Source organism: Microvirga sp. GN3 (assembly GCF_055792825.1).
In genome coordinates this window covers 1-26,971 of record NZ_JBVVAK010000008.1, presented here as the reverse complement: position 1 = coordinate 26,971, position 26,971 = coordinate 1, and the positions used below count along the sequence as shown (strand labels likewise).

At 63.6% G+C, this 26,971-nt stretch carries 28 protein-coding genes; 10 read left to right on the top strand and 18 right to left on the bottom strand.

Annotated elements, in window-relative coordinates; genetic code table 11:
- Positions 1-22: 22 nt before the first annotated feature.
- The 8 genes from ACS5Q1_RS06210 to ygfZ all read right to left on the bottom strand — a co-directional run bounded on the left by ACS5Q1_RS06210 (position 23) and on the right by ygfZ (position 8,771).
- A complete protein-coding gene (locus tag ACS5Q1_RS06210) occupies positions 23-2,707 on the bottom strand; it encodes a DUF2339 domain-containing protein (protein ID WP_473097436.1) in 2,685 nt (894 codons plus the stop codon).
- Positions 2,708-2,764: 57 nt separating this feature from the next.
- On the bottom strand, positions 2,765-3,283 hold the full coding sequence (locus ACS5Q1_RS06205) for a tyrosine phosphatase family protein (RefSeq protein WP_473097357.1): 519 nt from the start codon (positions 3,281-3,283) through the stop codon (positions 2,765-2,767).
- 239 nt (positions 3,284-3,522) lie between these two features.
- Positions 3,523-4,116 carry an HD domain-containing protein gene (locus ACS5Q1_RS06200; protein ID WP_473097356.1) on the bottom strand — a complete coding sequence of 198 codons (594 nt, stop codon included), beginning with the start codon at positions 4,114-4,116 and terminating at the stop codon, positions 3,523-3,525.
- Entirely contained in the window at positions 4,117-4,725 is a 609-nt protein-coding gene (locus ACS5Q1_RS06195; RefSeq protein WP_473097355.1) for a DNA-3-methyladenine glycosylase I, read from the bottom strand.
- Positions 4,726-5,014: 289 nt separating this feature from the next.
- Positions 5,015-5,458, bottom strand: a complete 444-nt coding sequence (gene aac(6'), locus ACS5Q1_RS06190; RefSeq protein WP_473097435.1) for an aminoglycoside 6'-N-acetyltransferase — start codon at positions 5,456-5,458, stop codon at positions 5,015-5,017.
- Between the two features lie 16 nt (positions 5,459-5,474).
- Positions 5,475-6,122 carry an FMN-binding negative transcriptional regulator gene (locus ACS5Q1_RS06185; protein ID WP_473097354.1) on the bottom strand — a complete coding sequence of 216 codons (648 nt, stop codon included), beginning with the start codon at positions 6,120-6,122 and terminating at the stop codon, positions 5,475-5,477.
- A gap of 99 nt (positions 6,123-6,221) precedes the next feature.
- Positions 6,222-7,784: a PAS domain S-box protein gene (locus tag ACS5Q1_RS06180; protein ID WP_473097353.1), complete on the bottom strand. Its 1,563-nt coding sequence runs from the start codon at positions 7,782-7,784 to the stop codon at positions 6,222-6,224.
- A 108-nt stretch (positions 7,785-7,892) separates the two neighbouring features.
- Entirely contained in the window at positions 7,893-8,771 is an 879-nt protein-coding gene (gene ygfZ / locus ACS5Q1_RS06175; protein WP_473097352.1) for a CAF17-like 4Fe-4S cluster assembly/insertion protein YgfZ, read from the bottom strand.
- 75 nt (positions 8,772-8,846) lie between these two features.
- Here ygfZ and ACS5Q1_RS06170 point away from each other — a divergent pair, with 75 nt between their 5' ends.
- Positions 8,847-10,181, top strand: a complete 1,335-nt coding sequence (locus ACS5Q1_RS06170) for a dihydroorotase (protein WP_473097351.1) — start codon at positions 8,847-8,849, stop codon at positions 10,179-10,181.
- An 88-nt stretch (positions 10,182-10,269) separates the two neighbouring features.
- Here ACS5Q1_RS06170 and ACS5Q1_RS06165 read toward each other — a convergent pair whose 3' ends face one another.
- The 5 genes from ACS5Q1_RS06165 to ACS5Q1_RS06145 form a co-directional block, all read right to left on the bottom strand.
- Positions 10,270-10,926, bottom strand: a complete 657-nt coding sequence (locus ACS5Q1_RS06165; RefSeq protein ID WP_473097350.1) for a LysE family translocator — start codon at positions 10,924-10,926, stop codon at positions 10,270-10,272.
- A 43-nt stretch (positions 10,927-10,969) separates the two neighbouring features.
- Entirely contained in the window at positions 10,970-11,365 is a 396-nt protein-coding gene (locus ACS5Q1_RS06160; RefSeq protein ID WP_473097349.1) for a VOC family protein, read from the bottom strand.
- A gap of 16 nt (positions 11,366-11,381) precedes the next feature.
- Complete coding sequence (locus tag ACS5Q1_RS06155) at positions 11,382-11,645, bottom strand: hypothetical protein (protein WP_203440651.1); 264 nt, start codon at positions 11,643-11,645, stop codon at positions 11,382-11,384.
- Between the two features lie 176 nt (positions 11,646-11,821).
- Entirely contained in the window at positions 11,822-12,400 is a 579-nt protein-coding gene (locus tag ACS5Q1_RS06150) for a TIGR02301 family protein (RefSeq protein ID WP_473097348.1), read from the bottom strand.
- Positions 12,397-12,999, bottom strand: coding sequence for an NUDIX hydrolase (locus tag ACS5Q1_RS06145; RefSeq protein WP_473097347.1), 603 nt, complete (start codon positions 12,997-12,999; stop codon positions 12,397-12,399). The genes ACS5Q1_RS06150 and ACS5Q1_RS06145 overlap by 4 nt, the downstream gene beginning before the upstream one ends.
- 101 nt (positions 13,000-13,100) lie before the next feature.
- On the opposite strand from ACS5Q1_RS06145, the gene ACS5Q1_RS06140 reads away from it, so the two are divergent.
- Positions 13,101-13,508, top strand: coding sequence for an acyltransferase family protein (locus ACS5Q1_RS06140; protein ID WP_473097346.1), 408 nt, complete (start codon positions 13,101-13,103; stop codon positions 13,506-13,508).
- Complete coding sequence (locus ACS5Q1_RS06135) at positions 13,424-15,103, top strand: acyltransferase family protein (RefSeq protein WP_473097345.1); 1,680 nt, start codon at positions 13,424-13,426, stop codon at positions 15,101-15,103. Before ACS5Q1_RS06140 ends, ACS5Q1_RS06135 begins: the two co-directional genes overlap by 85 nt.
- Positions 15,104-15,249: 146 nt before the next feature.
- On the opposite strand, the gene ACS5Q1_RS06130 is transcribed toward ACS5Q1_RS06135, so the two are convergent.
- Positions 15,250-16,383 carry a citrate synthase family protein gene (locus ACS5Q1_RS06130; RefSeq protein ID WP_473097344.1) on the bottom strand — a complete coding sequence of 378 codons (1,134 nt, stop codon included), beginning with the start codon at positions 16,381-16,383 and terminating at the stop codon, positions 15,250-15,252.
- Positions 16,384-16,459: 76 nt separating this feature from the next.
- Between ACS5Q1_RS06130 and ACS5Q1_RS06125 the strand changes: the two genes are divergently transcribed.
- The gene (locus ACS5Q1_RS06125) at positions 16,460-17,527 is read left to right on the top strand and encodes a citrate synthase/methylcitrate synthase (RefSeq protein ID WP_473097343.1); all 1,068 of its coding nucleotides are present in this window, start codon (positions 16,460-16,462) and stop codon (positions 17,525-17,527) included.
- 791 nt (positions 17,528-18,318) lie between these two features.
- Here the strand turns inward: ACS5Q1_RS06125 and ACS5Q1_RS06120 are convergent.
- From ACS5Q1_RS06120 to pdxH, 4 genes are all read right to left on the bottom strand, one after another.
- Positions 18,319-19,020: a hypothetical protein gene (locus ACS5Q1_RS06120; protein ID WP_473097342.1), complete on the bottom strand. Its 702-nt coding sequence runs from the start codon at positions 19,018-19,020 to the stop codon at positions 18,319-18,321.
- A 168-nt stretch (positions 19,021-19,188) separates the two neighbouring features.
- A complete protein-coding gene (locus tag ACS5Q1_RS06115; RefSeq protein ID WP_473097341.1) occupies positions 19,189-19,605 on the bottom strand; it encodes a hypothetical protein in 417 nt (138 codons plus the stop codon).
- 12 nt (positions 19,606-19,617) lie between these two features.
- The gene (locus ACS5Q1_RS06110; protein WP_473097434.1) at positions 19,618-20,340 is read right to left on the bottom strand and encodes an SDR family NAD(P)-dependent oxidoreductase; all 723 of its coding nucleotides are present in this window, start codon (positions 20,338-20,340) and stop codon (positions 19,618-19,620) included.
- 114 nt (positions 20,341-20,454) lie between these two features.
- A complete protein-coding gene (gene pdxH / locus ACS5Q1_RS06105) occupies positions 20,455-21,063 on the bottom strand; it encodes a pyridoxamine 5'-phosphate oxidase (RefSeq protein WP_473097340.1) in 609 nt (202 codons plus the stop codon).
- Between the two features lie 100 nt (positions 21,064-21,163).
- On the opposite strand from pdxH, the gene ACS5Q1_RS06100 reads away from it, so the two are divergent.
- The 6 genes from ACS5Q1_RS06100 to ACS5Q1_RS06075 all read left to right on the top strand — a co-directional run bounded on the left by ACS5Q1_RS06100 (position 21,164) and on the right by ACS5Q1_RS06075 (position 26,793).
- Positions 21,164-21,589, top strand: a complete 426-nt coding sequence (locus ACS5Q1_RS06100; RefSeq protein WP_473097339.1) for an RT0821/Lpp0805 family surface protein — start codon at positions 21,164-21,166, stop codon at positions 21,587-21,589.
- A gap of 134 nt (positions 21,590-21,723) precedes the next feature.
- On the top strand, positions 21,724-22,662 hold the full coding sequence (locus ACS5Q1_RS06095; protein WP_473097338.1) for a DnaJ C-terminal domain-containing protein: 939 nt from the start codon (positions 21,724-21,726) through the stop codon (positions 22,660-22,662).
- 134 nt (positions 22,663-22,796) lie between these two features.
- On the top strand, positions 22,797-23,621 hold the full coding sequence (gene fabI, locus ACS5Q1_RS06090; protein ID WP_473097337.1) for an enoyl-ACP reductase FabI: 825 nt from the start codon (positions 22,797-22,799) through the stop codon (positions 23,619-23,621).
- A gap of 24 nt (positions 23,622-23,645) precedes the next feature.
- The gene (locus tag ACS5Q1_RS06085; protein WP_473097336.1) at positions 23,646-24,239 is read left to right on the top strand and encodes a histidine phosphatase family protein; all 594 of its coding nucleotides are present in this window, start codon (positions 23,646-23,648) and stop codon (positions 24,237-24,239) included.
- Between the two features lie 48 nt (positions 24,240-24,287).
- Positions 24,288-24,707: a hypothetical protein gene (locus tag ACS5Q1_RS06080; protein WP_203440640.1), complete on the top strand. Its 420-nt coding sequence runs from the start codon at positions 24,288-24,290 to the stop codon at positions 24,705-24,707.
- A 175-nt stretch (positions 24,708-24,882) separates the two neighbouring features.
- A complete protein-coding gene (locus tag ACS5Q1_RS06075; protein ID WP_473097335.1) occupies positions 24,883-26,793 on the top strand; it encodes a potassium transporter Kup in 1,911 nt (636 codons plus the stop codon).
- The last annotated feature ends 178 nt before the right edge of the window (positions 26,794-26,971 follow it).

Here is a 26,971-nt window from a genome sequence, read left to right as displayed (position 1 = left end):
CCGTACTTTTCCTTGCGCCATCTCACGATGGAATTGCGGCATCGCTTGGTCGGCGTGCGAGGAGTCTCTGATAGACGAGACCGATGCCGATGAGAACAAGCCCGAGCCCGATAAATGACAGGGCCCGCATCACGCCCTCCAGATTGGCGAGGTCGACGATGAAGACTTTCAGGACGGCCAGCACCAGATAGACCGCCGAGACAAGGCGAGCGGAGCGGTTGTTGAAAACGAGGCCCAGGCCGAGCAGCAGGATGCCGATGAGGAGCAGAGCCAGTGAATAGCTCCATTGTTCCCCTTGGGTGAATCCCTTCCAGAGTGCCAGCTGCGGACCTGCCGCGATCCGCCTGATCGCAAGGCCGATATAGGCCGAGAACAGGAGCAGGCTTAAAACGGCCGAGGACAGACTGTAGAGGCGTGGCCGGGCGCGCCGCTCGATGAGGGCGAGCGCGGCAGCCAGGACGGCCGGCAGCAGATAGGCGGGGATCAGGGCGTTAAAGAGCGGGCCTCCTGGGACCTCGTCCTCTGTCAGCAGGGGGTTAACGACGAGAAGGAGTCCACCCGCGCAGAGGACGAGGGAGATGATCTTGAAGATCAGCGAACCCCAGCGATAGACCGGGTCGGATTGCCGGATATCGAGGCGCGTGAGCACAATCGCAAAGACGAGGCTTTCTGTCGCAACGAGCCCGATCTCCAGAAGATCGGTGGTCGCCGCCAGCGGATCCCCGGCGCGGAGCGCGTGGCGGATCTCAAAGAAGACCAGGAAGGCCGCAAAGGCGATTCCGAGGCTTTCCGTCAACCGCACGGTCCAGTCGCGGCCCGTGCGCTGGAGAAGGCGGCTGGCAGTGAGGAAGGCCAGGGCCGGAACGCCGTAGCCCCAGAGGAGCCAACTGAACAGGACCGGGCCGGGATCGCCGCCGACGATGGTCGGGTCCCAGATCAGGCGGCCTAAGATGATCACGCCGATGGCGCCGACAGCGTAGCGCAGGGCCGGGATGGCGATTCGGTCGGCGATCCAGGCCGTGCCGAGCGCCGTCAGGGCGAAGGCGACGGTGAGCATGCCCTTGTCGAGGGCGAAGGTCAGGCCGAGCGCCAGAGCGGCGAGGGCTGCCGAGGCGGTGGCGCCGAGAGTCAGGCGGATCGGGCTCTCCGGGCTGGAGGGCAGGCGGTTCAGCCAGCTGGCGGCGGCGATGAAGGCGAGGGCGAGCCCACCCGCGGCCAGGGCGAAGGGCAGGCTGCGCTCGAATTCCGCCACCCGCCAATAGGCCGCGATGAGCGCCAGCAGCGGGCCGATGGCGGCCGTTCCCGCATACCAGGCAGCGGTGGATACGCCGAGATGGGGCGAGCGCGCAGACCGGACCAGGCTGGCGCCCGCGATGGCCGCCGGCAGCAGGAGGGCGAGCGCGAGGTAGGTCGAGAGCCCATGGGGGCGCACGGCGAAGGCATCGCCGCTCTGATAGAACAGGTTTTCGGGCGTACCGCCGATCTCGCGGGCAATCGGCCAGACGAGAAGGGCGCCGGCGACGGTCAACGCTGCCCAGGCGGTGGCGGGAGCCGCTGACGAGAAGCGGATGCCCGTCGCGAGCAGGACGAGCGCCATCGCGGCGACGAAGACCGGGCGGGCATCCCCGGCGATGACCGAGCTGGAGACGGCGATGCCGGCCAGCGCGAAGGCGAAGAGAATGCCGCTGGCGGGCCAATCGATGCCGGCTTCCCCATCCGAAACATGGCGGTAGGGGATGATCGCCAGAAAGATGGCGGCCAGGCCGGTCTGGACGACGAGATGCACCATGGCCGGCAGGGCATCCGTGTCGTCCATGATGAAGATGAGGAAGGTCCAGGCCAGCACGCCGACGGGCGCGGCCACGGCGAGCCAGCGCCACAGGCGCAAATGCGCGACGCCATAGGCGGGCAGCACCACGCAGGCGAGATAGATCACGAGCGCCCAGGGCTGCGGCTTGTCGGAGGAGACGAGGAGCGGGCTTCCCATCGCGCCAAGCAGGCCGAGAGCGGCGAGGATCGGGCCGTGCAGGGTCGCCGCGATCATGGTGAGAACGGCAATGAGGCCGAGCAGCACGAAGGTCGTCGCCGGGGTGATCAGGTCATAGAGTGCATAGGCTGCATAGGCCGAGGCGAAGGCGCTGCAGGTTCCGGCCGCGCTCAGGATCGCGGGCACGTTCGCACTCGGAATGCCGGGCAGGACGATGTCCAATTCGCGCCGGCGCAGCCATTCGCCGGCGCCGATCAGGGCCAGGGCGAAGAGCCCGCCCAGGGCGATGCGGGTTCCAGGGCTGAGCAGATTCTGCTCGATGGAGTAGCGCACGAGAAAGATCCCGCCGAGCGCCAGCGCGACGCCGCCGATCCAGACGGCCCAGCGGGCTCCGAGCTTCTCCTCGAGATCCTGACGTGCCGGCGCCGGTTGCGGAGCAGCGGCTTGAACGGTCGGCACGGACACGATCGGCCGGGAGGGTTCCGGCTCGGGAGCGACGAGGGGCTCTTCGACCGGCGTTTCAGGAGTTGCAGCGGGAGGGGCTTCACTCGCGGAAGCGGTTTGGTCGCCCGTCTGAGCCTTGGCCAGCCGCAACTCGCCTTCGAGAATGGCGATGCGCTGGTGCAGAGCATCGAGCCTGCCACGGGCCGAGAGGCCGAGGACCAATCCCGCGATGGCGCAGATCGGAATGCTGAGCACCAGCAGGGCGAGAAGGATCATGTCCAAGAGAGAGCCTCGGCATTGGCATGGCGCCGCGGCCGTTCCGGATGGAATCGGCTAGCGCCCGTTAAGCTGTAACATGAAGGGCGTGCCCTCCATAGCCTCGGCGCCCCGGCCGATGGCGCGGATCGCCTCGACCATCCGGCCCCGGCGTCCCAGAAGATCGTCCGCCAGGGCAATGAAGCGGGCATTCGGGGTCGCGCTGGGGGAGGCTTCCCGCAGAGTCGCGGCAATCGCTGTTTCGTCACGCTCCGGTGCCAGGGCGCAGGCGGCGATATAGGCGGCGGCGGTGGAGCGGCTGATTCCCGCCCAGCAATGGAAGAGGAGAGGACTTTCCCGGCCCCAGGCACGCACGAAGGCGAGCAACTGCTCCATATGCGCCGCCTCGGCCAGGACATAGCCCTCGCGGGGCTCCACGATGTCGCTGACGCCGATGAAGAGATGACGCTCGGCTGCGATCGTCGCGGGGCGCTCGACCTCGGCGCCGACGCCCATAAGGCTCACCACATGGCTGGCGCGGATCGCCGTCACGGTGTCGTGCAGGCGGGAGAGGGGGCAGACGTGCAGGGTCGGCATGGGGTTCGTCTCAGGGCTGCTTTTTCCCTCTCCCTCGCGGGGAGGGGTTAGGGGTGGGGGTAGTGCAGCCGGGTGAGTGAGTAAACTAGTTAGACGCTGTAGCGATCTTGGTCATCTGGAAGAAGCGTAATACTCCGACTTTTCGACCCCCACCCTTTATCCCTCCCCGCAAGGGGGAGGGAAACACGCCTCGATTATACAATCATCCAGTCCTGCAGGACGAAGCGGCTTTCCTATCTTCAACTCGCCAGCGCCGCCGAAACCTTCTGATGATAACGCTCCTCGGCCTCCGCCACAGGCCAGGGCTCCAGAAGGGCGAGCACGGACCGGGGTAGGGGCTCGGGCCGGCCGAAGAACTTGATCGCTTCCTCGCGGCCGAAACCCGCGAGATGCGTCGCCTCCAGAAAGGCCGCCTGGCGGTCGGCCTGCTTGATGAATCGCTTGAGCGTTGCCGCCGGCTGGGCGGGCAGGCCGAAATGCACATGGATGGCGCCGAGCAAACCCGCCTCGATTGTCTTGTAGGCGTCGCCAATCACCGCCTTGAAGGGCGAGATGATGTCGCCGATCACGTACTCCGGTGCATCGTGCAGCAGCACCGAGAGGCGCCACTCGCGCGACATGTCCGGATTGATATGGCTCGCAATGGCTTCCACCAGCAGGGAGTGCTGCGCGACAGAGAAGATATGTCCGCCGATTGTCTGCCCGTTCCATCGGGCGACGCGGGCAAGACCGTGGGCGATGTCGTCGAGCTCGACATCGAGCGGCGAGGGGTCGAGCAGGTTGAGGCGGCGGCCGGAGAGCATCCGCTGCCAGACGCGGGGTTCCTTCGCCATTTAAAGCTTCTCAGCGAGAGCGGTGCACTCCGCGTGGCGATAGCAGCCGGTGAGATGGTCGTTCACCATGCCCACTGCCTGCATGAAGGCATAGACGATGGTGGGGCCGACGAAGTTGAAGCCCTCCTTCTTCAGCGCCTTCGAGATCCTGCGTGAGACCTCCGTTTCCGTCGGCACGTCCTTGCGCGTCTTCGCGTTGGTCTGCACCGGCCGCCCGTCGATGAAATCCCACAGGAAGCGCGAGAAGCCGCCGCGTCCCTGGATGACGAGCCAGGCACGGGCGCCGGCAATCGTCGCCTCGATCTTGGCGCGGTTGCGTACGATGCCGGCGTCGAGCATCAGGGCCTCGACCTGCGCCTGATCGAACTGGGCGATCACCGCCGGTTCGAAGCCTGCGAAGGCGCGGCGGAAGTTCTCGCGCTTGCGCAGGATCGTGATCCAGGAGAGGCCCGCCTGGAAGCCGTCGAGAACGAGTTTTTCGAACAGGGCGCGGTCGTCGAATTCCGGCACGCCCCATTCCGTATCGTGATACTCGACATAGAAGGGATCGGTGCCGGGCCACCAGCAGCGGGTCTTGTGGTCGGGATGCAGGATCAGTCCGTCGGTCATGGAACGTGTGTAGCGGGACTGTCGGCAAACGGGAAGAGACGCGCCGCTTTTCCCTCCCCCTTGCGGGGAGGGGCAGGGGTGGGGGTAGTTTGACTGGGTTCAGCCTTCCCATCATGGCCTCTCCTGGCCATCCCGATCCGAAGCGCACCGCGCCTTTCTCCATCGGGATCACCGACACAAGGCCGGTGATGACGCGGTAGAGGCTGTGTTGTCTTGCTTAATTCAGCGTAGCGCCCTGACTTTGCGACCCCCACCCTTCATCCCTCCCCGCAAGGGGGAGGGAAACACTTCAGCGCGACAGCGGCTTTCGGTAATAGACGACCCGATCCGTCTCCTCGAAGCCCAGGGCCTTGTGCATGGTCTGTGAGCCAACGTTTTCGAGGAGGACGTCGGAGGCGAATTCGCGGCAGCCGAGGCGTCGTGCCCAATCCTCGACGGCCTTGTACAGCATGCGAGCCAGTCCCCGGTTGCGGTAGTCCGGCTCTACGTAAATGCCTTCGAGAAAGGCGACCGGCGACGTCTTGCAGCCGTTCACATAGTCATGGCGCAGAGCCGCTTCCGCGAAGCCGGCTGCCGTGCCGTCGGACAGGCGCACGAGAAAGGCCGCGGCCTTTCTCTGCTCCCAGAGCATGGCCTGTGCTTCGGAGCGATGCTCCTGCACCGGACCCTCCGGCCAGAGGGCATGGCGCAAGGCGGCCCATTCCTCAAGCGATTGCAGGGTGCAGGGCTCGATCCTCGGGCCGTTCCCGTCATTCACGGGGCAGGGCTCCGCGCGCATCGACCAGATCCGCCATTTGGTGTGAGGTATCGTCCTGTGCGAGCCGCAGGCCTGCCGCGACGCCGAGCCGGTCGGCCTCGGCGCGGTTCTGGCTCACCTTCCACTTGCCCTCGATCCGGGCGATCTCGATCTCGATGCCGACAATACCCTTGAGCTGTGCGGCCACGAAGGGCGCCGGCGCATCGCTCACAGTCCAGGGCTCCGGACGCGGCGTCTCCTGTAGGTCCGTCATCGCGGTGATCTGCTGCAGCAGCCAGTCCGGATCGTCTTTGATCGTCAGGCACCCGCGGGCCTGGACGATGGCGTAGTTCCAGGTCGGCACGACCTTGCCATGCTCGCGCTTCGCCGCATACCAGGACGGCGTGATGTAGGTCTCAGGTCCCTGGAAGACCACGAGGGCTTCCTGCTCGGGGTCGAAGTTCCGCCACTGGGCATTGGCGCGGGAGAGGTGGGCCTTGAGGGTTCCCAAGGCCGACGCGGAGGCATCCAGCACGAAGGGAATGGGATTGGCCTCGAGCCCCGCGCTGCCGAACGTCACCAAGAGCCCGAGCGGATGGGCCTTGATGAGAGCGTGTTGAACCGCAAGGTTGTCCTCGCGGAAGTGAGGCGGCTGATACATGGCTTTCCCGGCTTAAGAGGGCGGGAATGTTAGCGAGTCACGCCGGTTCGGACCAATCAAAAATCCCGATGCTGATCATCACATGCGGCGATGTGCCCATCAGGCCCCGGTGCGGAGCACCCGCAGCTTCTCAGCCAGTTCCGTCCAGCGGTAAGGTTTACTGATGAAGGAGACGCCTGTGCTCAATCCTTCGGAGGGCAGGGCCGACACGGGATAGCCCGAGGCGAGAAGAATCTTCAGGTCGGGGCGCATCTCACGGGCCTTGCGGGACAGCTCGACCCCGTTCATGCCGTTGGGCATGATCACGTCGCTGAACAGGACATCGATGGAGGGATTGCCGTCGAGGACTCGGATCGCCTCGTTGGCATCGGCCGCCGTTACCACGTCATAGCCCAGGCTGTCGAAAATATCGCTCGCAACCTCCCTGACAGTTGGTTCGTCCTCGACGATCAGCACGGTTCCCGCACTGTCCCGAATGGGGCCCGTCGCCTCGGCGTCGTCCTCGATGATCTCCTCACCATTCTCCTGGGTCGGCAGCAGCATGGTGACCTTGGTCCCCTGGCCGGGGGTGCTGTCGATCTTGATGGACCCTCCCGACTGGGTCACGAAACCGTAGACTTGGCTCAGACCCAGGCCTGTTCCCTTGCCGAGTTCCTTGGTGGTGAAGAAGGGCTCGAACACTCGGCTGACGATGTCGGACGTCATGCCGACGCCCGTGTCCTGCACCGAGATGGAAGCATATTGGCCCGGTTGCAGGGTCGATGAAATGGGACCCTGCTCTTTCACCATGACGTTGCCGGTCATGATCTTGAGGGAGCCGCCATCCGGCATCGCGTCGCGCGCGTTGACGACGAGATTGAGCAGTGCGGACTCGAATTGCGGCGCATCGACCGAGACCCAACGGATCTTCGAGGCAAGCGAGATCTGCAGCCTGATCATTTCGCCGCAGGCCCGGCGCAGAACTGACTCGAAGCCTTCGATGAGTGTATTCGGGTTGTGAGAGGCCGGCTGCAGGGGCTGACGGCGTGAGAAGGCGAGGAGCTGCTGCGTCAGCTTCGCGCCGCGTTCGGCCGCGCTCTGCGCACTTTCGATCAGATTGATGTCTCGGGGATCGCGCGCGTTGCGCGCCAACAGATCCAGATTGTTGACGATGATCGTCAGGAGATTGTTGAAGTCGTGTGCGACGCCGCCCGTGAGCTGTCCGACCGCCTCCATCTTCTGGGCTTGAAAGAGGGTGGCCTGTGCTTCTTCGAGCGCCTCCTGTGCCTGCCGACGTTCGGTGATGTCGCGGGTGATTTTGGCAAAGCCGATCAATTCGCCCAGATCGTTGCGGATCGGATCGATGACGACGCTGGCCCAGAAGCGCGTGCCGTCCTTGCGGACGCGCCAGCCTTCGGCCTCGAACTTGCCGTCGCGCGCTGCCGTGTCGAGTGCGCGTTGCGGCAGGTTCGTCGCACGGTCCTCATCGGTGTAGAAGCGCGAGAAATGCTGGCCGACGACCTCGCTTTCCACATAGCCCTTGAAACGCTGGGCACCCGGATTCCAGCTCACCACGATGCCGGTCGGGTCGAGCATGTAGATGGCATAGTCGGTGACCGCGTCGACGAGGAGCTGAAATCGCCCCTCCGGTAACGTCGGTCTGTACTCTGGCACCGCGTTCATCGATAAGTTCCCCGGCAGGACCGTCTATACGTTTCTTTGGTACATGAACTGGCCCAGCGGTCTATAACAAAGGTTGTGCTCCTGTTGTTCCTCAGGTCTGACGAGAACTTAAGCCGGTAGATCCGTCTCTCCCGGAAACGGAAAACCGATCCAGGACGGCTTCTCAAGCCGCACCGGGATACCGCCGGCCCGGATCGTCTCGCCCGCCTGAAGCGCATCCGCCGCCCGGTCGAGACGGATCATCAGGAGCCCCCTGCCTGCGGCGCCGGTCCCGGTCTTGCCCAGAGCCTTCTCTCCTGCCGTGACCTCGACGCCCACATCCGCCGCGAACCCGCCTTCGTAGATGGCGGGTACGATCCGCGTGCGGGCCGTGCCCCGGTGCTGCATGCGCGAGACCACCTCCTGGCCCACATAGCAGCCCTTGTCGAAGTCGACGCCCTGCAGCTGGTCCATCAGGGCTTCGTGCGGGAAGGCATCCCCGAACAGGAAATCGCGCCCGCCCTCCGGCACGCCGAGCGCGATCCGGTGGGCGTGATAGGCTTCGGCCGGGCCCTTCGCGAATTCCGCCGCATCGCCGGTCGCCACGATGGCGCGCCAGCCGAGGGCAGGCAGGCGTGGATCCTCGACCACGAAACCGGCCTCGTCATCCGGTCTCGGAGCGTCCCAGCCGGCCACGACGGTAAGCTGCTCGGAAAGGTCTTCGATCGCCACCTTCGCCCGCAGCTTATAGAAGCCGAGCCGCTTGGCGAGATCGGGCGCGAAGACCTTCAGGACATCGAGATAGTAGGCGCCGCCGATCTCTTCCGGTGCCTGGAAGACGATGAAATCGAACAGGATCTTGCCCTGCGGCGTCAAAAGGGCGCCGAGGCGCGCATTGTGCGCTGACACACGGTCCAGGTCGCAGGTGATGAGATTGTCGAGAAAAGTCTTGGCGTCTTCGCCCGAAACCCTTACCACGCCCCGGTCGGCCAGATGGACTGACGGCATGTGCCCGCTCTCCTTGATCCTGTGAGAGCTGTGACATATGCCCGTTCCGCAGCGGCCTCAAGGGATGAGATTGTTATGCCCCAGACCTTCGACCTGATCCTCAAAGGTGGCATCGTCGTGAACCACGACGGACGCGTGGAGCGCGATATCGGCGTGCGAGGCGGGCGGATCGCCTCCATCGGCGACCTGTCCCAGGCCTCCGCCGCGCGGGAGATCGAATGCCGGGGCCTGCACATCCTGCCGGGCGTCATCGACACCCAGGTGCATTTCCGCGAGCCGGGCCTCGACCACAAGGAGGATCTCGAATCGGGCTCCCGCTCGGCCGTCATGGGTGGCGTCACGGCGGTATTCGAGATGCCCAACACCGACCCGCAGACCACGACGCCCGAGGCGCTCGCCGACAAGGTGCGGCGCGGCCATCATCGCATGCATTGCGACTTCGCCTTCTGGGTCGGCGGCACGCACGAAAACGCGAATGACGTGCCGGAGCTGGAGCGCCTGCCGGGTGCTGCCGGCATCAAGGTGTTCATGGGCTCGTCCACCGGCTCGCTCCTCGTCGAGGACGACGAGGGCATCGCCAGCATTCTGCGCCGCACCCGCCGACGCGCCGCCTTCCATTCCGAGGACGAGGCGATGCTGCGCGAGCGGAAAGGTCTGCGCGTCGAGGGCGATCCGCGTTCGCACCCGGTCTGGCGTTCGGCTGAAGTGGCGCTCGCCTGCACGCAGCGTCTCGTGCGCATCGCTCAGCAGACGGGCGCGCGCATCCATGTGCTGCACATCACCACCGCCGAGGAGATGGAGCTCCTGAAAGAACACAAGGATCTCGTGTCGGTCGAAGTCACGCCGCATCACCTGACGCTCGCAGGACCTGAGGATTACGAGCGCCTCGGCACCTATATCCAGATGAATCCTCCCGTGCGCGACGAACTGCATCGCGCGGCTCTCTGGCATGGCCTCGACGAGGGCATCGCCGACATCCTCGGGTCCGACCACGCGCCGCATACGCGCGAGGAGAAGGACAAGACCTATCCCAACACGCCTTCCGGCATGACCGGCGTGCAGACGCTCGTGCCCGTGATGCTCGACCATGTGAATGCGAGCAGGCTGACGCTCGAGCGCTTCGTCGATCTCACGAGCGCCGGTCCGAAGCGCCTTTTCGGTATCGCCAACAAGGGCCGTATCGCTGTGGGCTACGACGCCGATTTCACCGTGGTCGACCTGAAGCGCACGGAGACCATCACCAACGACTGGATCGCCTCCAAATGCGGCTGGACGCCCTATGACGGCAAGAAGGTCACCGGCTGGCCCATCGGTACCATCGTGCGCGGAAATGTGGTGATGTGGGACGGATCGCTTGAGGTGCCGTCGCAAGGCGAGGTGGTGCGGTTCGAGGAGACGCTCGGGCGTTGAAGCATTTTTAGGCGAAGTGGGTCCGGTTCGCCGTCAAAAATGCGTTGAATCAAGAAAGAGAGATGGTTTCACTCACGTGAAACCATCTCTAGCGGCGCATCGCAGATGCGTCGCCGCCGAAGGCGAGGCGCAGGCCGAGACCGACCATGATGATCCCGGCGAAGCGCTCCTGCCAGGCAATGAAGCTCGGCCGGCGTGAGAGCCAATCGCCGATCGTTCCCGTGCCGAGCGCGACGCCACCGAGCACGACGAATCCGGAAAGCTTCTGGACGGCTCCGAGAAACAGCAATTGTGCGGTCACAGACCAGCTGCTCGTCGGATCGACGAATTGCGGCAGGAAGGCGAGCATGAACACCATCGCCTTCGGGTTGGTCAGATTGTTGATCATGCCTTGACGCAGGGCGGTCATGTCCGAAATCGGCTGCGGCGTTTTCCGCTTAAGTTCGTGAGAGCCGAAGGATCCGATGAGGAGCTTGGCTCCAAGCCAGACGAGGTAGGCCGCGCCCGACCAGCGCAGCAGATCGAAGGCCAATGGCGATGCCTGGAGGAGCGAGGTGACGCCGAGAGCCAGGAGCGGCAGCTGTACGAGGGCTGCCAGCAGCGTCATGCCTGTCGCCGTAAGTAGAGCCGTGCGCCGCCCTTGTCCCACGCCGCGGCTCAGCAGCAGAACCATGTCGGGTCCGGGGGCGAGCTGAAGGGCCAGAACGGCCGTATAGAAGGTCAGAAAAGTCGGTAGATCCAGCATGGTGGAGCCTTCCGCGAACAGGCTTCGATGATGGATAAAACCGCTACTTCACCCAGGCCATGTTCTGCAAGACGACACGATAGCCGTCGGGATCCTCGAAGGTGACACCCTGTCGGTCCCAATAGGGATTGAAGGACAGGACCGGAGCATATCCGTTGTCGCGCATGCGCTGCACCGCTGCTTGCCACTCCGCTCGGTCGGGCAGATAGAAGACAAGCAGGTTGTCCTGTGTCGGAGCGCGGCCGGCGCGATGGTTTCGGTGCTGCGTGAATTCGAGGTGCCAGGGAGCCTGCGGATGGCCGAGCATCCGGCCATCGAATCCGTCATGGTCGTCGAAGCTGGCGAGGGTCTCGAACCCGAGACCGTCCCGATAAAAGCGCACGATGTCATCGAGCCGATCCGTCGGCCGGGCGACCCGCAGCGTCACGCCCTTCTTCATGGGCGAGGGGCCGCGTTCAATGCTTCAGCGCCATCGCCATCGAGAACGCACCGGTGCGGATCTTGTCGGGCAGGGTGGCGGCATATTCCGCAACAGCATCTTCGCCATAGGTGGCGACGAGTTCGGTGAAGGCCGCGAAGAGGGCGGCCTGCGCCATGCAATCGCCATCGAGCCCGTCGAGTTCGGCCTCGGCAAAAGCCTCGGTCACATAGCTCAGGGCCGCCTGCTTGAGGGCGCTGAGTTCGGGCAGCTCGTCGAGAGGGACGTCGTTATCGTTCATGATCCAGGCCCCTTTGAAGGGGCGGCGCGCGAGTTCGGTTGATTCATTTCTAGACGTCGCGCCGACCCACCGCCAGCATCACCTTGCAAGGAGGTTAACGCGAGAGGCGCAAGCTCGAAAAATGTGGATAAGAGGCATCGCTGCAACACCTCCGGATGTTGGACATAATCCTTCGATCACCCGCCGTAGCGGCCGGTGATGTTGCGGGCGAGCTGTTCGCCCTCGCTCAAGAACCGGACGGAAGCTTCCTGGGCCGAGGGGGTGCAGACCCGATAGGTGAGGGCATAAGCCTGATAGCCCTTGTTGTAGGCCCCGGCGAGACGTTCGCGCCGGCCAGGCGTCGTGCCTTCGGCTTCGAGCAGGACCTGCATGCGCCGGCCCCATTCGGTGCCGTCGGGCGCGCTGCAGAGGGGGCGCAGCATGGCGAGCGATCCCATGATTTCGGCGAGCCGCAGCAACTCCTTCTCGTACGGCGCGGGCGGCGGCTCGACCACGGGTGCGGGCTCCGCCTGCTGCTGCGGTTGCTGCTGGCCGGCAGGTCGCTGCGATTGCGGTTGCTGCGGGCGCCGCTGCTGTTGGGGTTGCTGCGGCCGATATTGCGGCTGGGGACGATATTGCTGCTGCGGCACCGGCTGGCCCGGCTGCGGCCGCGGGGGAAGGCCGAAGAGCCGTTCGAAGAAGCCTTGAGCTGCCGCAGGTTGAGGCGTTGCCAGTAAGATGATGGGAAGGGCGAGAATCAGGCCTGCCCGCTTCATGGCCTTGGATCCTGACCTGCGAGCCTGAAAGCCCGCTCCAGAATCCCGGTAAGCCCTGCCGTCATCGGCAGATCGACGATGTCCCATTCCGTGACCCAACGGATTTCCTTTGCTTCCGGACCTGTCTGGGGTTCGCCCGAAACCCAGCGGGCGGCATGGGCGGCGATGACGACGTGATGCTTTATATGGCCTTTCTCGTCCCTTTCAATGAATTCGACCGGGGCGATCAGGCCGATGAGCTTGGCCTCAACCCCGACCTCCTCGCGAAGTTCCCGCAAGGCTGCCTCGCCCAGGGTCTCGCCGGCCTCGACCATCCCGCCGGGCAGCGAAAACAGTCCCTCGCTCGGCGGTGTGCCCCGTGCGGCAAGCAGGATACGCCCGTCCCGGATCACCGCCACCGAGGCGGCGAGGATCGGGCGGGAGGGATAGAAGCGGTCGCTGGTCATGGGAGAAATGGTTCGCCAGCCACCATATAGCTGGCTCTGCGGCCGCTTAGCGAGTCCAAAGAGGGCCTCGGGATAGACGTCGGAGCGTTCGGACACAGTGTCACATACATAGATCCTCGCTCCTTCGGGCAAGAGCTTGACGAGCTTATCCATTGCTGCGCGCCGGCGGGATGCGGCTTGCCACCGGTTTTGATCCTGAGTATCAGCCGCCAGGACTTGGCAGGGTTCAGAACCCTGCCGGAACCGGGGCGCCAATGCACCATACCCGCGATCACATCGTCAAAGAGGTTCAGGGACTTCGGGCCGTCGCGGTGGTGTCCGTCCTGATCTATCACATCTGGCCGGCAGTCCTGCCGGGTGGATATATCGGCGTCGATGTGTTCTTCGTGATCTCCGGTTTCCTGATCACCGGTTCGCTGATCAGGGAGTTCGAGACCAAGGGGCGGATCAGCATTTCGGGATTCTATGCCCGTCGGATCCGGCGCCTGCTTCCCGCGGCAACGCTCGTCTCGGCGGCGGTCGCGCTGTCCATTCCTCTTTTCCCAAAGGTTACTGGGCCGACATCGTCAACGGCATCATGGCGAGCACCGCCTATGTCCAGAACTGGTTTCTGGCTGCGCAGGCAGTCGATTACCTGGCCGGCGATGCGAAAGGGCCCATGAACCATTTCTGGTCCCTGTCGGTCGAGGAACAGTATTATATCGTCTGGCCCCTGATCCTGGTCCCCGTTGTCGCCGTCGCTCGCAGAGCTGGCCTCGATCCGCGCCGGGCGTTCGGATGGATCATCGCCATCGTCGGCGGTGCTTCGCTCGCCTATTCGGTATTTCTCACCCCGCTCGATCCCGGGACGGCCTATCTCGCGACAACCACCCGGGCCTGGGAGCTGGCACTCGGCGGCGCTCTTTCCATCGTTCTTGCCCGAAACGCTCTCGCCGATTCCCAGCGTGCGATCCTGGGGCTGCTCGGCGTCGTCGGCATCGTTGTTGCCTGCGTAGCCTATAGCGAAAGCACCCCTTTTCCCGGTTACACGGCGCTCCTCCCGACCCTCGCAGCCGCCGCCGTCATTGCCTCGAGCGGGTCGCAGGCACCCTGGTCGGCGCGTGGGCTCTTGAGCTCGCGCCCGTTCCAGTATTTCGGCGACATCTCGTATTCCCTCTACCTCTGGCATTGGCCGCTGATCATCGTCTACGGCGAGGTCACGGACCGCACCATCGGGCTCTTTGACGGCCTTGCTCTTCTCCTGACGTCGTGCGGCCTGGCGCATCTGAGCAAGGTCTATGTCGAGGACCGTTTCCGGATCCCGTCCTTCTCCACCGAACGCACCGTCGCCGCTGGTGCCGCATGTATCGCGGCGACGCTTGTGCTGGGTGTCGGCTATCTCGGCATCAGCACTCACGATCAGGATGTGCTGGCTTCGGGGCAGAACAGACGCGGAGCTCTCGCGATGGTCGATCCGCAATACGATTGGCGCTCCGAGGATCTGACAAAGATTATCCCGAAGCCGGAAAACCTTCGCGCGGATGTGCCGAACATCTATGCCAGCAAGTGCCATCAGGAGCAGCGCAAGACGGAGGTTCTCGTCTGCGCCTATGGCGATCCTCGCAGCGAACAACGGATCGTCATGATCGGCGATTCCCATGCGGGGCATCTCTATCCCGCCTTCGAGGAAATGGTCCGCGACAAAGGAGTTGACTTCCGCGGCCTGTCCAAATCCGCATGCCTGTTTTCATTGGACGCTTTCTACTACCAGCCGCTCAAGCGCCCCTATACGGAATGCCTCGAATGGTCGAAGAACGTCATCGCTTGGCTCGAGCGCGAGCGGCCTGACATCGTGCTGATCTCGCAATCACCGGCCTATCCTGAAACGACCCGTCGGGGCATGGCGGAAGCTTGGTCGCGTCTGCTCGCGATGGGATTGGATGTCCGGATCGTCCGCTCGACGCCCTGGTTGCGCTTCGATCCGGATAAATGCCTGGCAGAGAGCAAAGATTGGAATGTCGATTGCGCGCCTCTGCGGGAAGTCGCTTTCAGAGATGATCCTGTGCTTACGGCCGCTCAGGAACTGAATTTGAATGTGTTGGATCTGACCGATCACTTGTGCGATGCGGCGCGCTGCCCGACCGTGATCGGCGGGATCATGGTCTATCGCGACCGGCATCATTTCACGGCGACTTTTGCCAGAACCCTGAGCGGCATATTCGGAAAGGCATTGTCAGTCGAAGGCGCGATCAACTCGAGCATCGGATCAATCCCTTAAGCAGCGCATCGTTGGGAGCGGAATACCGGGTCCACGTTTCACTGACGCGGCCCTCTGGGTCCGCACGATGCGCTAGCGCTTTGAATGGAAGCGAGACCCCGAGTTCCTGCGAGGCGGGCAGCGGAATTGAGAACGGCCGCCGTTGATCATGAGGAAGATTTCTGCGCCGATGGTTCGTCAGTCGCGACATAACGGGCCCGCGGCCGGATGAGGGCTGCTTGGCTGCGCTGCTCGATGGCGTGAGCAAGCCATCCGGCCGTGCGTCCGATGGCAAAGAGCGTAAACGCAGCGCCCACCGGCAGTCCATAGGCCCGCTCCATCATGACGAGAGCGACATCGATGCTGGGACTGCCGCCGGAGGCAATCGCGATCGTCTTCAGGGTCGTGGCGTCCGAAGCCAGAAGCGGCACGTTCTCCAGAAGTGCCCGCCCTCGGGGATCCCCGTCCGGATAAAGGCGGTGTCGGAGGCCAGGGGGTGGCGTCGTTCCGGGATTGTCCAAAAATGCCCTGACCCGCTCCGTCATCCCTCCGTGATAGGGGCCGCTCAGGGTCACGAGCCCCGCGATGATGGCATTGCGCAGGGAGGCACCGGTCGAGGCCGTGACCCGGACCGCGAAGGCGGATGAGCTGAGTTCGTGATCGGCGCAGAGAACGAGGGCGCGCCGGATCTTATCGGCGGCCTGCGGGGAGGCCTTCCAGATAGAAACCAAGTGCTGATGAATCGGCTCGATGCCGGGATCGATGCCGCTGGCGGCGGCCGTCATCAGGCGCAGGATCGTCGCCACCTCCGCTGCCCGGGTCTCTCTGGGGGCCGGCTCCGAGAGAAGGCGGACGGCCTGCGCCACGTAACCATGGGGGCCGAAGGCCGGACCGGGCAAAGGCCCGGGGATCTGGGAGTGCTTAAGGAAGGCATCCTCGTCCAAGGCGCCGACCAGCAATCGCGCGGTGTCCTCGAGGGTGGCGGTGCGGGCGAGCGCGATGGCGTCCTGCCCGCGATAGTAGAGGTGCCCATCCTTGATCTGGGTGATGCTCGTTTCGAGCACCGGCAATCCCCAGTCGAGGGCGGTCGCGGCCGCGACGGCGGGGCGGCGGAAGCGGGCCTTGCGCTCCACCAGCGTCTCCACATCCTCGACGGCATAGAGCCGCTGACGCGGATCGTGCGGCGAGGAGAAGGAGCGGATCAGGCCCCGGCTCACATAGGCATAGAGGCTCGCACGGCTGATGCCGAGGCGGGACGAGGCCTCGTCGGCCGATGCGAGATCGAGGGATGCGGTGCTCATATGTTGATATGTTGATTCAAGATTGACGATCCTGCAAGGCCGGCGCGAAGCTCTCCTAAAGCGAAGGAGAAAGCGCATGCTCATTGGACTTGACGATGTGGTAGCGGCCGAGACGGCGCTGAGCCACGTGGACGGCGAAGCAGGGCGATTGATCATCTGCGGGCACGATCTCGAAGAGCTTGCTGGCCACGTGGCCTTCGAGGACGTGGTGGCGATGCTCTGGAGCGGCCTTGTTCCTGACATTGCAGATCCCCGTACATTTCTCGGCCAGGCCCGGGAGAGGGCTTACGGGCATCTTGCTCCGCTTGCTCCGCAGCTTGCCGGTCTCACGCCGGTCGAGGGCATGCGCCTGTTGCTGGCCAGCCTGCCAGACGCGGAGGAGGACCATCCCGCCCTCGCCGTCGGCGCTGCCGGCGTTGCGGCCGCCATGGCCGTGCGCGGCGCCCAGGGCCTCGCACCGGTGGAGCCAGACGCATCCGCAGGTCACGCCGCCGACATCCTGCGCATGATGCGCAATGCGCCGATCGCGGCGGATGAGGCGCAGGGGCTCGATACCTATCTCGTGACGGTCATCGACCACGGGCTCAACGCCTCGACCTTCACGGCCCGCGTGGTTGCCTCGACCCAGGCCGGCATCCTGTCCTCTGTCGTGGCCGGGCTCTGCGCCCTGAAGGGGCCGCTGCATGGCGGCGCGCCCGGTCCGGTGCTCGACATGCTGGATGCGATCGGTTCCATCGAGAATGCGGATTCCTGGCTCGACGATGCCATGGCACGGGGCGAGCGCCTCATGGGCTTCGGCCACCGCATCTACCGGGTGCGCGATCCTCGGGCGGACGTGCTCAAGGCCGCCGTCGGACGGCTGAAGGGAAAGGGCAACCGCATTTCCTTCTCGGAGGCCGTCGAGGCGACGGCCCTCAAGGTGCTGGAGCGGCGCAAGCCGGGCCGCCGACTCGACACCAATGTGGAGTTCTACACCGCCATCCTGCTCGACGCCCTCGGCGTCCCGCGCGAGGGCTTCACGCCGCTCTTCGCGGCGGGGCGCACAGCAGGCTGGGTCGCACACGCCATCGAGCAGAGCCGCACCGGTCGCATCATCCGGCCGCAATCGCGCTATGTCGGGGCCTGGCCGGCGCAGGCGGCGTGATGCCTAGTCCTCCGGCCGTTGAAGAAGGCATCCCGCTGCTCCTTTGAGTTCTTGAGGAGGGACTCAAGCTTCCGTCTCAATCCACCATTCCCTAGATCAGGTGCTTCTGGTCGGTGAACTCGGAGATGGCGGTGGTGTCGCGGGAGTAAGTCATATCGCCGTTTTGCGCTCAGGACGTAATTTTTCCGCTTATCCAGGACGTGTCGACCACCTGTGACGCATCTCACAGATCAGTCTTTGCGGAGTGGGCCAAAGTGACCGTTCGCCGTCGGAGAACATCCTCGGCGGAAGCTAGCAGCCTTACTGGAAAGGACGTCTCATGAACGGCTACAATATACCTTACGATTCGAGCGGCAAAGAACCGCCTGCAATTGCTGTGGGAGAACCCAATCCGGGAGAACCCATACCCGTAGAGCCGAACGGCGGTCCTGGCGGTGATGTAGGTCCGCTATACGGCGGAAATCCATTGTCACACCTGTTAGAGGATCTCTCATCGTGGTTCCCTTCCGGGAATGACCATGGCGGCGGCTATCCTCCGTTTTATGCAACGCCCCCCGGTTCGGGAGATGGTCCCGTCATCATTCCCGGCTATGCCGAAAATCCTCCCGGTCCTAACGAGCCGCTGGAGTGCTGGTAACTCACCTCAGAGCGTCGCGGGTCAAATCTTGCGACGCTCTTTCGTTGGTCAGCGACGAGTGGCTAGCGCAATGACGCCGATGAACTCGGAGATGGCGGTGGTGTCGCGGGAGCAGGTCATGGGGAGGGGTAAAGGCGCCTTACGAGTTTCGCGTCTATGAAAGGATAATTAGCGAGATTCCAGCATAGACGATGAACCAGAAAATCGAAGCATATATGCAATACGTCCCATAACGGGGGACCTTATAGTGCTTATTCCAATAGCGGCTTATGGCGGTGAAGCGCCTGAATTTAAATGAACCGACGAGACTATTTCTTACTGTCCCCGCCATCTCCGTTAGGTAAACGAAGATTAGGAACTGCCCGATAATTAGTAAGCTAATTCCTGCTAACGAACCAAAAAGGGCAAACTTGGCCGCCGGAGCCATGAGGGGGTCTAATTCGTCTCTTTTTTGAGCTAACACGTTCATCGCGCCTAAGGCGACAGCGCCATGGAGGAGGATGGTGCTCGTGAATGCAGTATGGCTGATTTTCTCGATGTATTGTTCAACTCGAGTGGTGAACTTGTCCCAATTTTCGAGGTAGGCTGAACGCCTCTTCACCTGGGTGGGAATCCAGTCGATGTAAAAGGCGTGGCCCGACCTCGCCAAGAACAAATCGCGGCTCCACTCAAATCCTTCCGGGAGCGAGTTGGAAGCGATCTCTTGCTCACGTTGGAGTAGCTTAGTCTCTACGTATTCTACAGCCGTACCGTAGGGCAGGTCGTCAAGAATTAGCCCGCCGATCCGATGCCACTGCTGCCTGACAAAAGGCAACATGCTCATAGCTTCGGGCGGTTCCGGTAGTTCTTCGATCATTGTGAAAGGACTCAATGACGATGAGTACGCAATGGTTTAGCATAGCGTCTAGCCTTAGTCTGCAAAAGCTTCACCCCTTATCCCCCTCTGGAAGAGAAGGAGGAGGGCGGCGCGGCCTGCTGTCGTGATGCGGTGATGGCTCGGCCCGCGCAGGCGGCGTGAGGCTTCCTATTGCGCCGGCTCGTCCGGCCGCTGCGCGAGGCACGGATCGAGCACGATGAAATCCGGGTTCGGGCGGCTGTAGCCGCCCGCGACCGTCACCACCTCGCCGACCTTCATGTCGTTGGTCTGGTAGGTGATGCACAGAACCTTCGGCTCGGGCGCGGTGCCGCACAGGCCGAGATAGGCCAGCGTGCCGTCGAAATGCACGAGGGCGAGGGGGCCGGTGACGCTGAAATCGATCCGCGTCGAGCCCGTCTCGCGATCCTTGGTCAATTCGCGGACTTCATGGCATTGCGCCCGATACGAGGGCTGCATGTCCGGATCGGCGAACGGGTTTTTCCCAGGTTCTTCCTGGCTCAGCGCACCCGATACTGAACCGAGGATCAGCACGGCCGCGACGAGCTGCGAAAGGCGCAGGGCCATGGATCACCCGTTTCAGACGTGCTGACCACCATTGATGTGGAGTTCCGCGCCGTTCACGTAGGAACTCGCATCCGTGCAGAGGAAGTAGATAGCCTTGGCGACCTCGTCCGGGGTGCCCAGCCGCCGCATCGGCAATTGCTCGACGATTTTTTCGGTGCCGGGCGAGAGGATCGCTGTGTCGATCTCGCCGGGCGAGATGGCATTGACGCGCACGCCGAGCGGTCCGAAATCGGCCGCCATCTCGCGGGTGAGCGCGGCGAGCGCCGCCTTCGAGGTGGCATAGGCCGCGCCCGCGAAAGGATGGACGCGCGAGCCTGCGATGGACGTTACGTTGACCACCGAGCCCTTGGCCTTCGTGAGTTCGTCCTGCAGGCCACGGGCCAGCATGATCGAGGCGAAGAAATTCACCTGGAACACCCGCAGCCAATCCTCATGGGAGGTGTGGAGGGCGTCCAGCCGCGAGCCGCCTTCGCCCTTCGGCGAGATGCCCGCATTGTTCACGAGCGCATGCAGGCAGCCGCCCTCGGCGGCAAGACGTTCCTTCACCTCAGCGATGGCGCGGCGTGTGTCGTCGGCGTCGGCCAGATCGACCTGGAGGTGGTCCTCCGGTCCCATCTCCCACGGGCAGTTTTCGGGAAAGCCGTGCCGCGAGCAGGTGATGACCCGCCATCCCGCCGCGGAGAAGCGCTTGACGGTCGCGTGTCCAATCCCCCGGCTGGCGCCGGTGAGCAGCATGATGCGGCGGGAATTGGGGGCGGAGGAGGACATCATGAAATCTCTCGTAAGTGGGCCCGACCCTTATCCCGGTTCAGGGCCAGGGTCTACGGTATGGGTCGCAATCAGGGATAATCAGGGATAAAGCCGCACTTTCCGCCAGCCGTCGCCCTCGCGGGTGAAGATGACCCGGTCGTGGAGGCGGAACGGCTTGTCCTGCCAGAATTCGATCGAGACCGGTTCGATGCGAAAGCCCGTCCAGTAGGGCGGGCGCGGCACCTCGCCGATGGCGTATTTGGCCGTGTGGAGCGCGACCGCCTTCTCCAGGGCGAAGCGGCTTTCCAACGGGCGCGATTGCTGGCTCGCCCAGGCGCCGATGCGGCTGTCGCGGGGGCGGCTTTGGAAATAGGCGTCGGCTTCCGCGTCGCTGACGATGGTCACCGGACCCCGCGCACGGACCTGCCGGCGCAGGCTCTTCCAGTGCAGAACGATGGCGGCCTTCTTCTGCCCCAGAAGCTCTTGGCCCTTGTTGGATTCCGTGTTGGTGTAGAACACGAAGCCGTTCTCATCGAAGCCCTTGAGGAGAACCATGCGGACATTCGGCAGCCCGGTCTCGTCGACGGTCGCCAGCGCCATCGCGTTGGGGTCGTTGGGTTCCGAGGCCTCGGCCTCCGTCAGCCAGGTCTTGAAGAGCGTGAAGGGCTCGTCCGATTCAGTGAAGTCACCGGTTGTTAACGGGTTCAATGCTTTATCTCGTTCTGTGACTTTTGGTTCTGGGGGGATCCGACGCGTGACGTCGACCAATGCGCGCCGTTATAGATCAGATGCTGGCCGGAGCGAAGCCGTGAAACTGCTGGCGGTCGGTCTGATTGCGCTGTCCACGAGCGCGTGCAGCTTCTCCTTCGGTCTCTCGGCCCTCGACGATGAAGAACCCAAGGCCACCGGTGCCATCGCGGCCAAGGCGGTCACCCCTCTATCGACCGATCTCGACAACGAGGACTGGCGCCGGGCCAAGGCGGCGCTGGCCGTCGCCCTCGACCCGCAGGGCCCCGGCACCCAGGTGTCGTGGGACAATCCCGATACGACCCGCAAAGGTACCTTCACGCCCATGGGCGCGCCTTTCGTGAAGGACGACGAGATCTGCCGCACCTTCTCGGCTAACCTGAGCGGCCCTTCCGCGGCCTCTCTGCACGGTATGGCCTGCCGGCCCTCCGGCGGCGAATGGGCGATCAAGGAGGTCAAGCCTCATAAGGGCCAAGCCAAGGTTTAGCTCTTGCAAGGTTTAGCTCTTGCAAGGTCTAGCTTTAGCCGTTTGAGGCGTTGCAAACCGGCAACACTTCGACCATATGACCGTCAAAGCCGTTGAGCTTTCAAGCTCCAATCCGACGGTTCATGGAATCCACGATGCGAAACCCCTACGACGTTCTGGGCGTATCCCGCTCCGCGAGCGAAGCGGAGATCAAGAAGGCGTTCCGCAAGCTCGCCAAGACCTATCATCCCGACAGCAACAAGGATGATCCCAAGGCGAAGGACAAGTTCGCCGAGGCGAATGCCGCCTACGAGATCCTCGGTGATGCCAGCAAGCGGGTCCAGTTCGACCGGGGCGAAATCGACGCCGAGGGCAAGCCGCGCTTCCAGGGTTTTGAGGGTTTCGGCGGTGGACGAGGCGGTGCGAGGTCCGAGGATTTCTCCGGATTCAGCGGCTTCGGCGGCGGCTCCCGCCGCTCGAGCCGGAGCGGTTTTGGGGCGGATCTCGGAGACGACGTCTTCTCCCAGTTCTTCGCCGATGCCTTCCGTTCGGGAGGGGAGAGCACGCGCCAGAGCCGCGGCCGGGCCCAGAAGGGCGAGGACGTGGCTGCGACCTTGACCGTGACCTTGGAAGAGGTGGCCCAGGAGGCCAAGAAGCGCATCAGACTCTCCACCGGCCGCGACGTGGACGTGGTGATCCCCAAGGGTGTGAGCGACGGCCAGGTGATCCGCCTGCGCGGCTTGGGGCAGGGGGCTCCCGGCACCGATCCCGGCGATGCGCTGCTCACCATCAAGTTCGCGCCCCATGAGCGTTTTACGCCGGAAGGGTCCGACCTGCGCCTGCGGCTGCCCGTCGAGATCGAGGAGGCGATCCTCGGCGGCACGGTGCGCGTTCCGACCCTGACCGGCTCGGTGGAGATGAAGATCCCGCCCATGACCAATTCCGGCCGCACCTTCCGCCTGCGCGGCAAGGGTCTGCCGACCAAGGCGGGTCACGGCGATCTCTTCTTGACCACGGAGATTAGGCTGCCCGAGGTCGTGGATGAGGAGCTGATGGACTATGCCCGCAAGCGCGCTTCGACCAAGGCGAAGTAGCAAAGCGTGGTAGAAATTCAGTCCTAAGGCGTTCTGATTGTCTCAAGGGGTGCCAAGAGGGCTTCCCCGTGGTCGCTCGGTCGGCTAAAGAGGCCGTTCTTTATTGACCTGTCCTGTGACGATCTAGGTGAATCATGGCGGAGACGAAGGCCACCGGCATCCTGGCCGGTAAGCGTGGCTTGGTGATGGGCGTGGCGAACAACCGTTCGATCGCCTGGGGCATTGCGCAGGCTGCTCGCCAGCATGGGGCGGAGCTCGCCTTCACCTATCAGGGCGACGCCCTGAAGAAGCGGGTCGAGCCCTTGGCGAGGGAACTCGACGCCCATATAGTCGGCCATTGCGACGTGACGGACGGCGCCACCATCGATGCCGTGTTCGAGGAAGTGAAGCGCCTCTGGGGCTCCATCGACTTCGTCATCCACTGCATCGCCTTCTCCGACAAGGACGAGCTCACCGGCCGCTATGTGGAGACCTCCGAGGGCAACTTCACCAAGTCGCTCCTGATCTCCTGCTATTCCTTCACGGCCATTGCGCAACGCGCCGAGAAGCTGATGAACGACGGCGGCTCGCTCCTGACGCTGACCTATTACGGCGCCGAGAAGTGGATGCCGCATTACAACGTCATGGGCGTGGCGAAAGCCGCGCTCGAGGCGTCGGTGCGCTATCTCGCGGCCGATCTCGGCCCCAAGAACATCCGCGTCAACGCCATCTCAGCGGGCCCGATCAAGACGCTCGCCGCCTCCGGCATCGGCGATTTCCGCTACATTCTGAAGTGGAACGAGTACAACTCGCCGCTGCGCCGCACGGTCACCATCGAGGAGGTCGGCGAGACGGCCGCCTATCTCGTGTCAGACATGTCCCGCGGCATGACCGGCGAGATCCTGCATGTGGACGCCGGCTACCATGTTGTCGGCATGAAGAACCCGGAAGCGCCGGATCTGTCCCTCGACAAAGAGTAACGTCAGCGTATCGGACTTGAAGAAGTGACCCCGTCCCGCCCCAAGATCTACTTCATTCGCCATGGCGAGACGGACTGGAATCTGGAGGGACGACTCCAGGGCCAGAAGGACATTCCGCTCAATGACGTGGGGCGCGTCCAGGCCGAGGAAGCCGCTCGCAAGCTTAAGGCCCTCGTACCGCATTATGAGGACCTCGCTTATGTGGCGAGCCCCATGACTCGCACTCGCGAGACCATGGAGATCCTGCGCGAGGCGCTCGGCCTCTATCCCGAGGGATACAAGCTCGACGAGCGTCTGGTCGAGCTGACCTTCGGCTCCTGGGAGGGCATGACCTGGAAGGAAGTCCGCAAGGCCGAGCCGGCACTCGCCGCCCTGCGCGAGCAGGACAAGTGGCATTACGCGCCGCCCGGCGGCGGCGAGAGCTACGCTATGCTGGTCGACCGCATCCGCCCGATCCTGGACGATTTCACTCGCGATACCGTGGTCGTCGCCCATGGCGGCGTCGCCCGAGCCTTTCTGTCCATTTCCTGCGGGGTAAATGCCCGCCAGGCCGCCAGCATGGACATCTGGCAGGGCCGCATTCTCATGATCGAGGGACGCAGCTACCGCTGGGTGTGACAGAAGGCCGTTGAGACAACCTTCGCCGCGTTCCTGCGTTGATAGGTTATGCAATACGTCTGCGATGCTCCGGGGACGAAGACTTGGTTCCGGATCGAGACCGAAGGCGAGGCCGCGCTCGAATCGGACGCGATGGGCCACGCTGTCGAGAAGCACTTCCGACACGCCTGGGAGACTGCCGCCAACAGCTATCAGGCGACCTCAAGTCCATTCGTCGAGCAGAATATCGGTCTCAAGGCTCACATCCAGCGCGTCATGCCGCTGTTCCTGACGCTGCGAGATGCGGAGGGCGTGGCTCTCGTCACGGCGATGCTGCCGCCGGGCGGCGAGGACGATCCGGATTTCAGGATCATCATCGTCGGCCCTGAGAACCGCGATCCTTATCCCGAGCATGGCGATGCTATCGCCGCGCTGGGCGATCACTTCGGCCTTTTCCTCGACCGCGACCACTGCTTTCCGTATCGGTGAGTTGTCCGCGATTTCCCCTCTCCCGTGCGGGCGAGGGAGAAGCGCCACGCTGGTGTCAGGTCTCATCCGATAAAGAACAGTGCCGCGCCTCTTCCTCATCCAGGAACTGAGCAGTATTCTCCCGGTTATACCTGAGCGCGGAAGCCGCATGGACTTGCCGTGCATTCGGACCGTCATGGCTACAGTCGCTGACGCCCATGCTGATGACGCGAGAGCCGGCATCGCCTCGCGGGCGGTGGTCCTCGGCGCCCTGGGCGTCGTGTTCGGCGATATCGGCACCAGTCCTCTCTACGCATTGAGGGAAGCGGCCGTCGCGGCCAATCACGGTGTCCTGTCTCCGGCAACGGTGATGGGAGTGCTGTCGCTCATTCTGTGGTCGCTGATCGTCGTCATCTCGATCAAGTACTGCCTGTTCATTCTCCGGGCTGACAATCGCGGCGAGGGCGGGATCATCGCATTGCTTGCGCTGTTGGGCGTCCGGCGCATTCAGCCGGGCTCCTGGCGCATGTATCTTACCGTCATCGGTCTCATCGGAACGGCTCTGCTCTATGCCGATGGTACGATCACGCCTGCCATTTCCGTCCTGAGCGCCATCGAGGGCCTTGCCGTCGATGCGAAGGAGTTCGAGCCCTATGTGCTGCCGATCACGATGGCCATTCTGGTGACGCTGTTCTCGGTTCAGCGCATGGGCACGGGACGGATCGGGCGCATTTTCGGTCCGTTCATGCTGATCTGGTTTTCGGTGCTGGGTCTGCTTGGGCTTGGTGGGATCGTGGCCGCTCCGGGCGTGATTGCCGCCATCAACCCTGTCCATGCGCTGGTCTTTCTGATCGAGACGGATATCGCGGTCACGCTCGCGGTCCTTGCCGCCGTTTTCCTCACCGTGACCGGCGGCGAGGCGCTCTATGCGGATCTCGGCCATTTCGGTCCGGCTCCAATCCGCAATGCATGGTTCTTCATTGTCCTGCCGGCCCTCATGCTGAACTATTTCGGCCAGGGGGCTCTGCTGCTGACGAATCCGGGCGTGATCGAGAGCCCGTTTTACCATCTCGCTCCCGATTGGGCGCACTATCCGCTCGTGGTCCTTGCCACTCTCGCCACGGTCATTGCGTCGCAAGCCGTCATCACGGGCGCTTTCTCGCTGACTCAGCAGGCGATCCAGCTCGGATTCATGCCCCGGATGCGGGTCATTCATACGTCGAGCCACGAGCGCGGACACGTCTATGTGCCCTTCGTGAACTGGACTCTTGCCATGCTGACCTTCGTGGCGGTCCTCGGCTTCGGCTCGTCCAGCAATCTGGCCGGTGCCTATGGTCTCGCCGTGTCGCTCGACATGGTGATCACGACGATTCTCGCGACCTTTGTCGCCCTGCATTGGGGCCATAGACCAATTCTCGTCTATCTGCTCAACGGAACCCTGTTGCTGGTCGATCTGGTCTTCTTCGCCGCCAACACGACGAAGCTTCTGGAAGGCGGCTGGTTCCCGCTTCTGATTGCATTGAGCGCGGCGTTCATGATGCTGACGTGGCGCAAAGGGCAGCAACTCGTCCAGCGGGCGCGGACGCATCTGCGCATGTCCACGAAGGATTTCCAGCACTTGCTGGAGCGTCAGCCGCCGATCCGCATCCCGGGAACCGCGGTGGTCATGTCCGCGTCGACATCAGGCGTTCCCGGAACTCTTCTGCATCACTTGAAGCACAATAAGGTGCTGCACGAGACAGTGTTCCTCGTCTCGGTGGTGGTGACCGATGAGCCGACCGTCGAAGGAGACGAGCGCGTTCATCTGATGCCGATCTGCGAAGGCGTTCAGCGTCTGGTCCTTCGTCTCGGCTTTACCGAGACACCCGACGTCCCCACGGCGCTGCGTCTCGCGGTAGCTCGCCTCAACCTGCCCGATCTCGACCCCGACACCATCACCTATTATGTCGGCCGCCAGACGGTCGTAGCCTCCAAGAAGCTCCCCGGCATGGCCTTCTGGCGCGAGGTGATCTTCGCCATGCTGAACCGCAACGCCGAACTGACGGCGGATTATTTCTGCATCCCCGCTGCGCAGGTCGTGGAGATCGGAAGTTCAATCGAGATTTGAGTGAGCGCCTCGCGCTTTCTCACACGAGAGGGAGATAAGCGCCGGTGCCATCTTCGGCCGGGAATGACACCGGATTCCACACCCTCCGCCGTCATCCCCGTCCCCGGACTTGATCCGGGGATCAGGCCCGGGGATCCACGCCTTGGAAGCCGCAACGCGGCAAAGACGGGGATGGCCG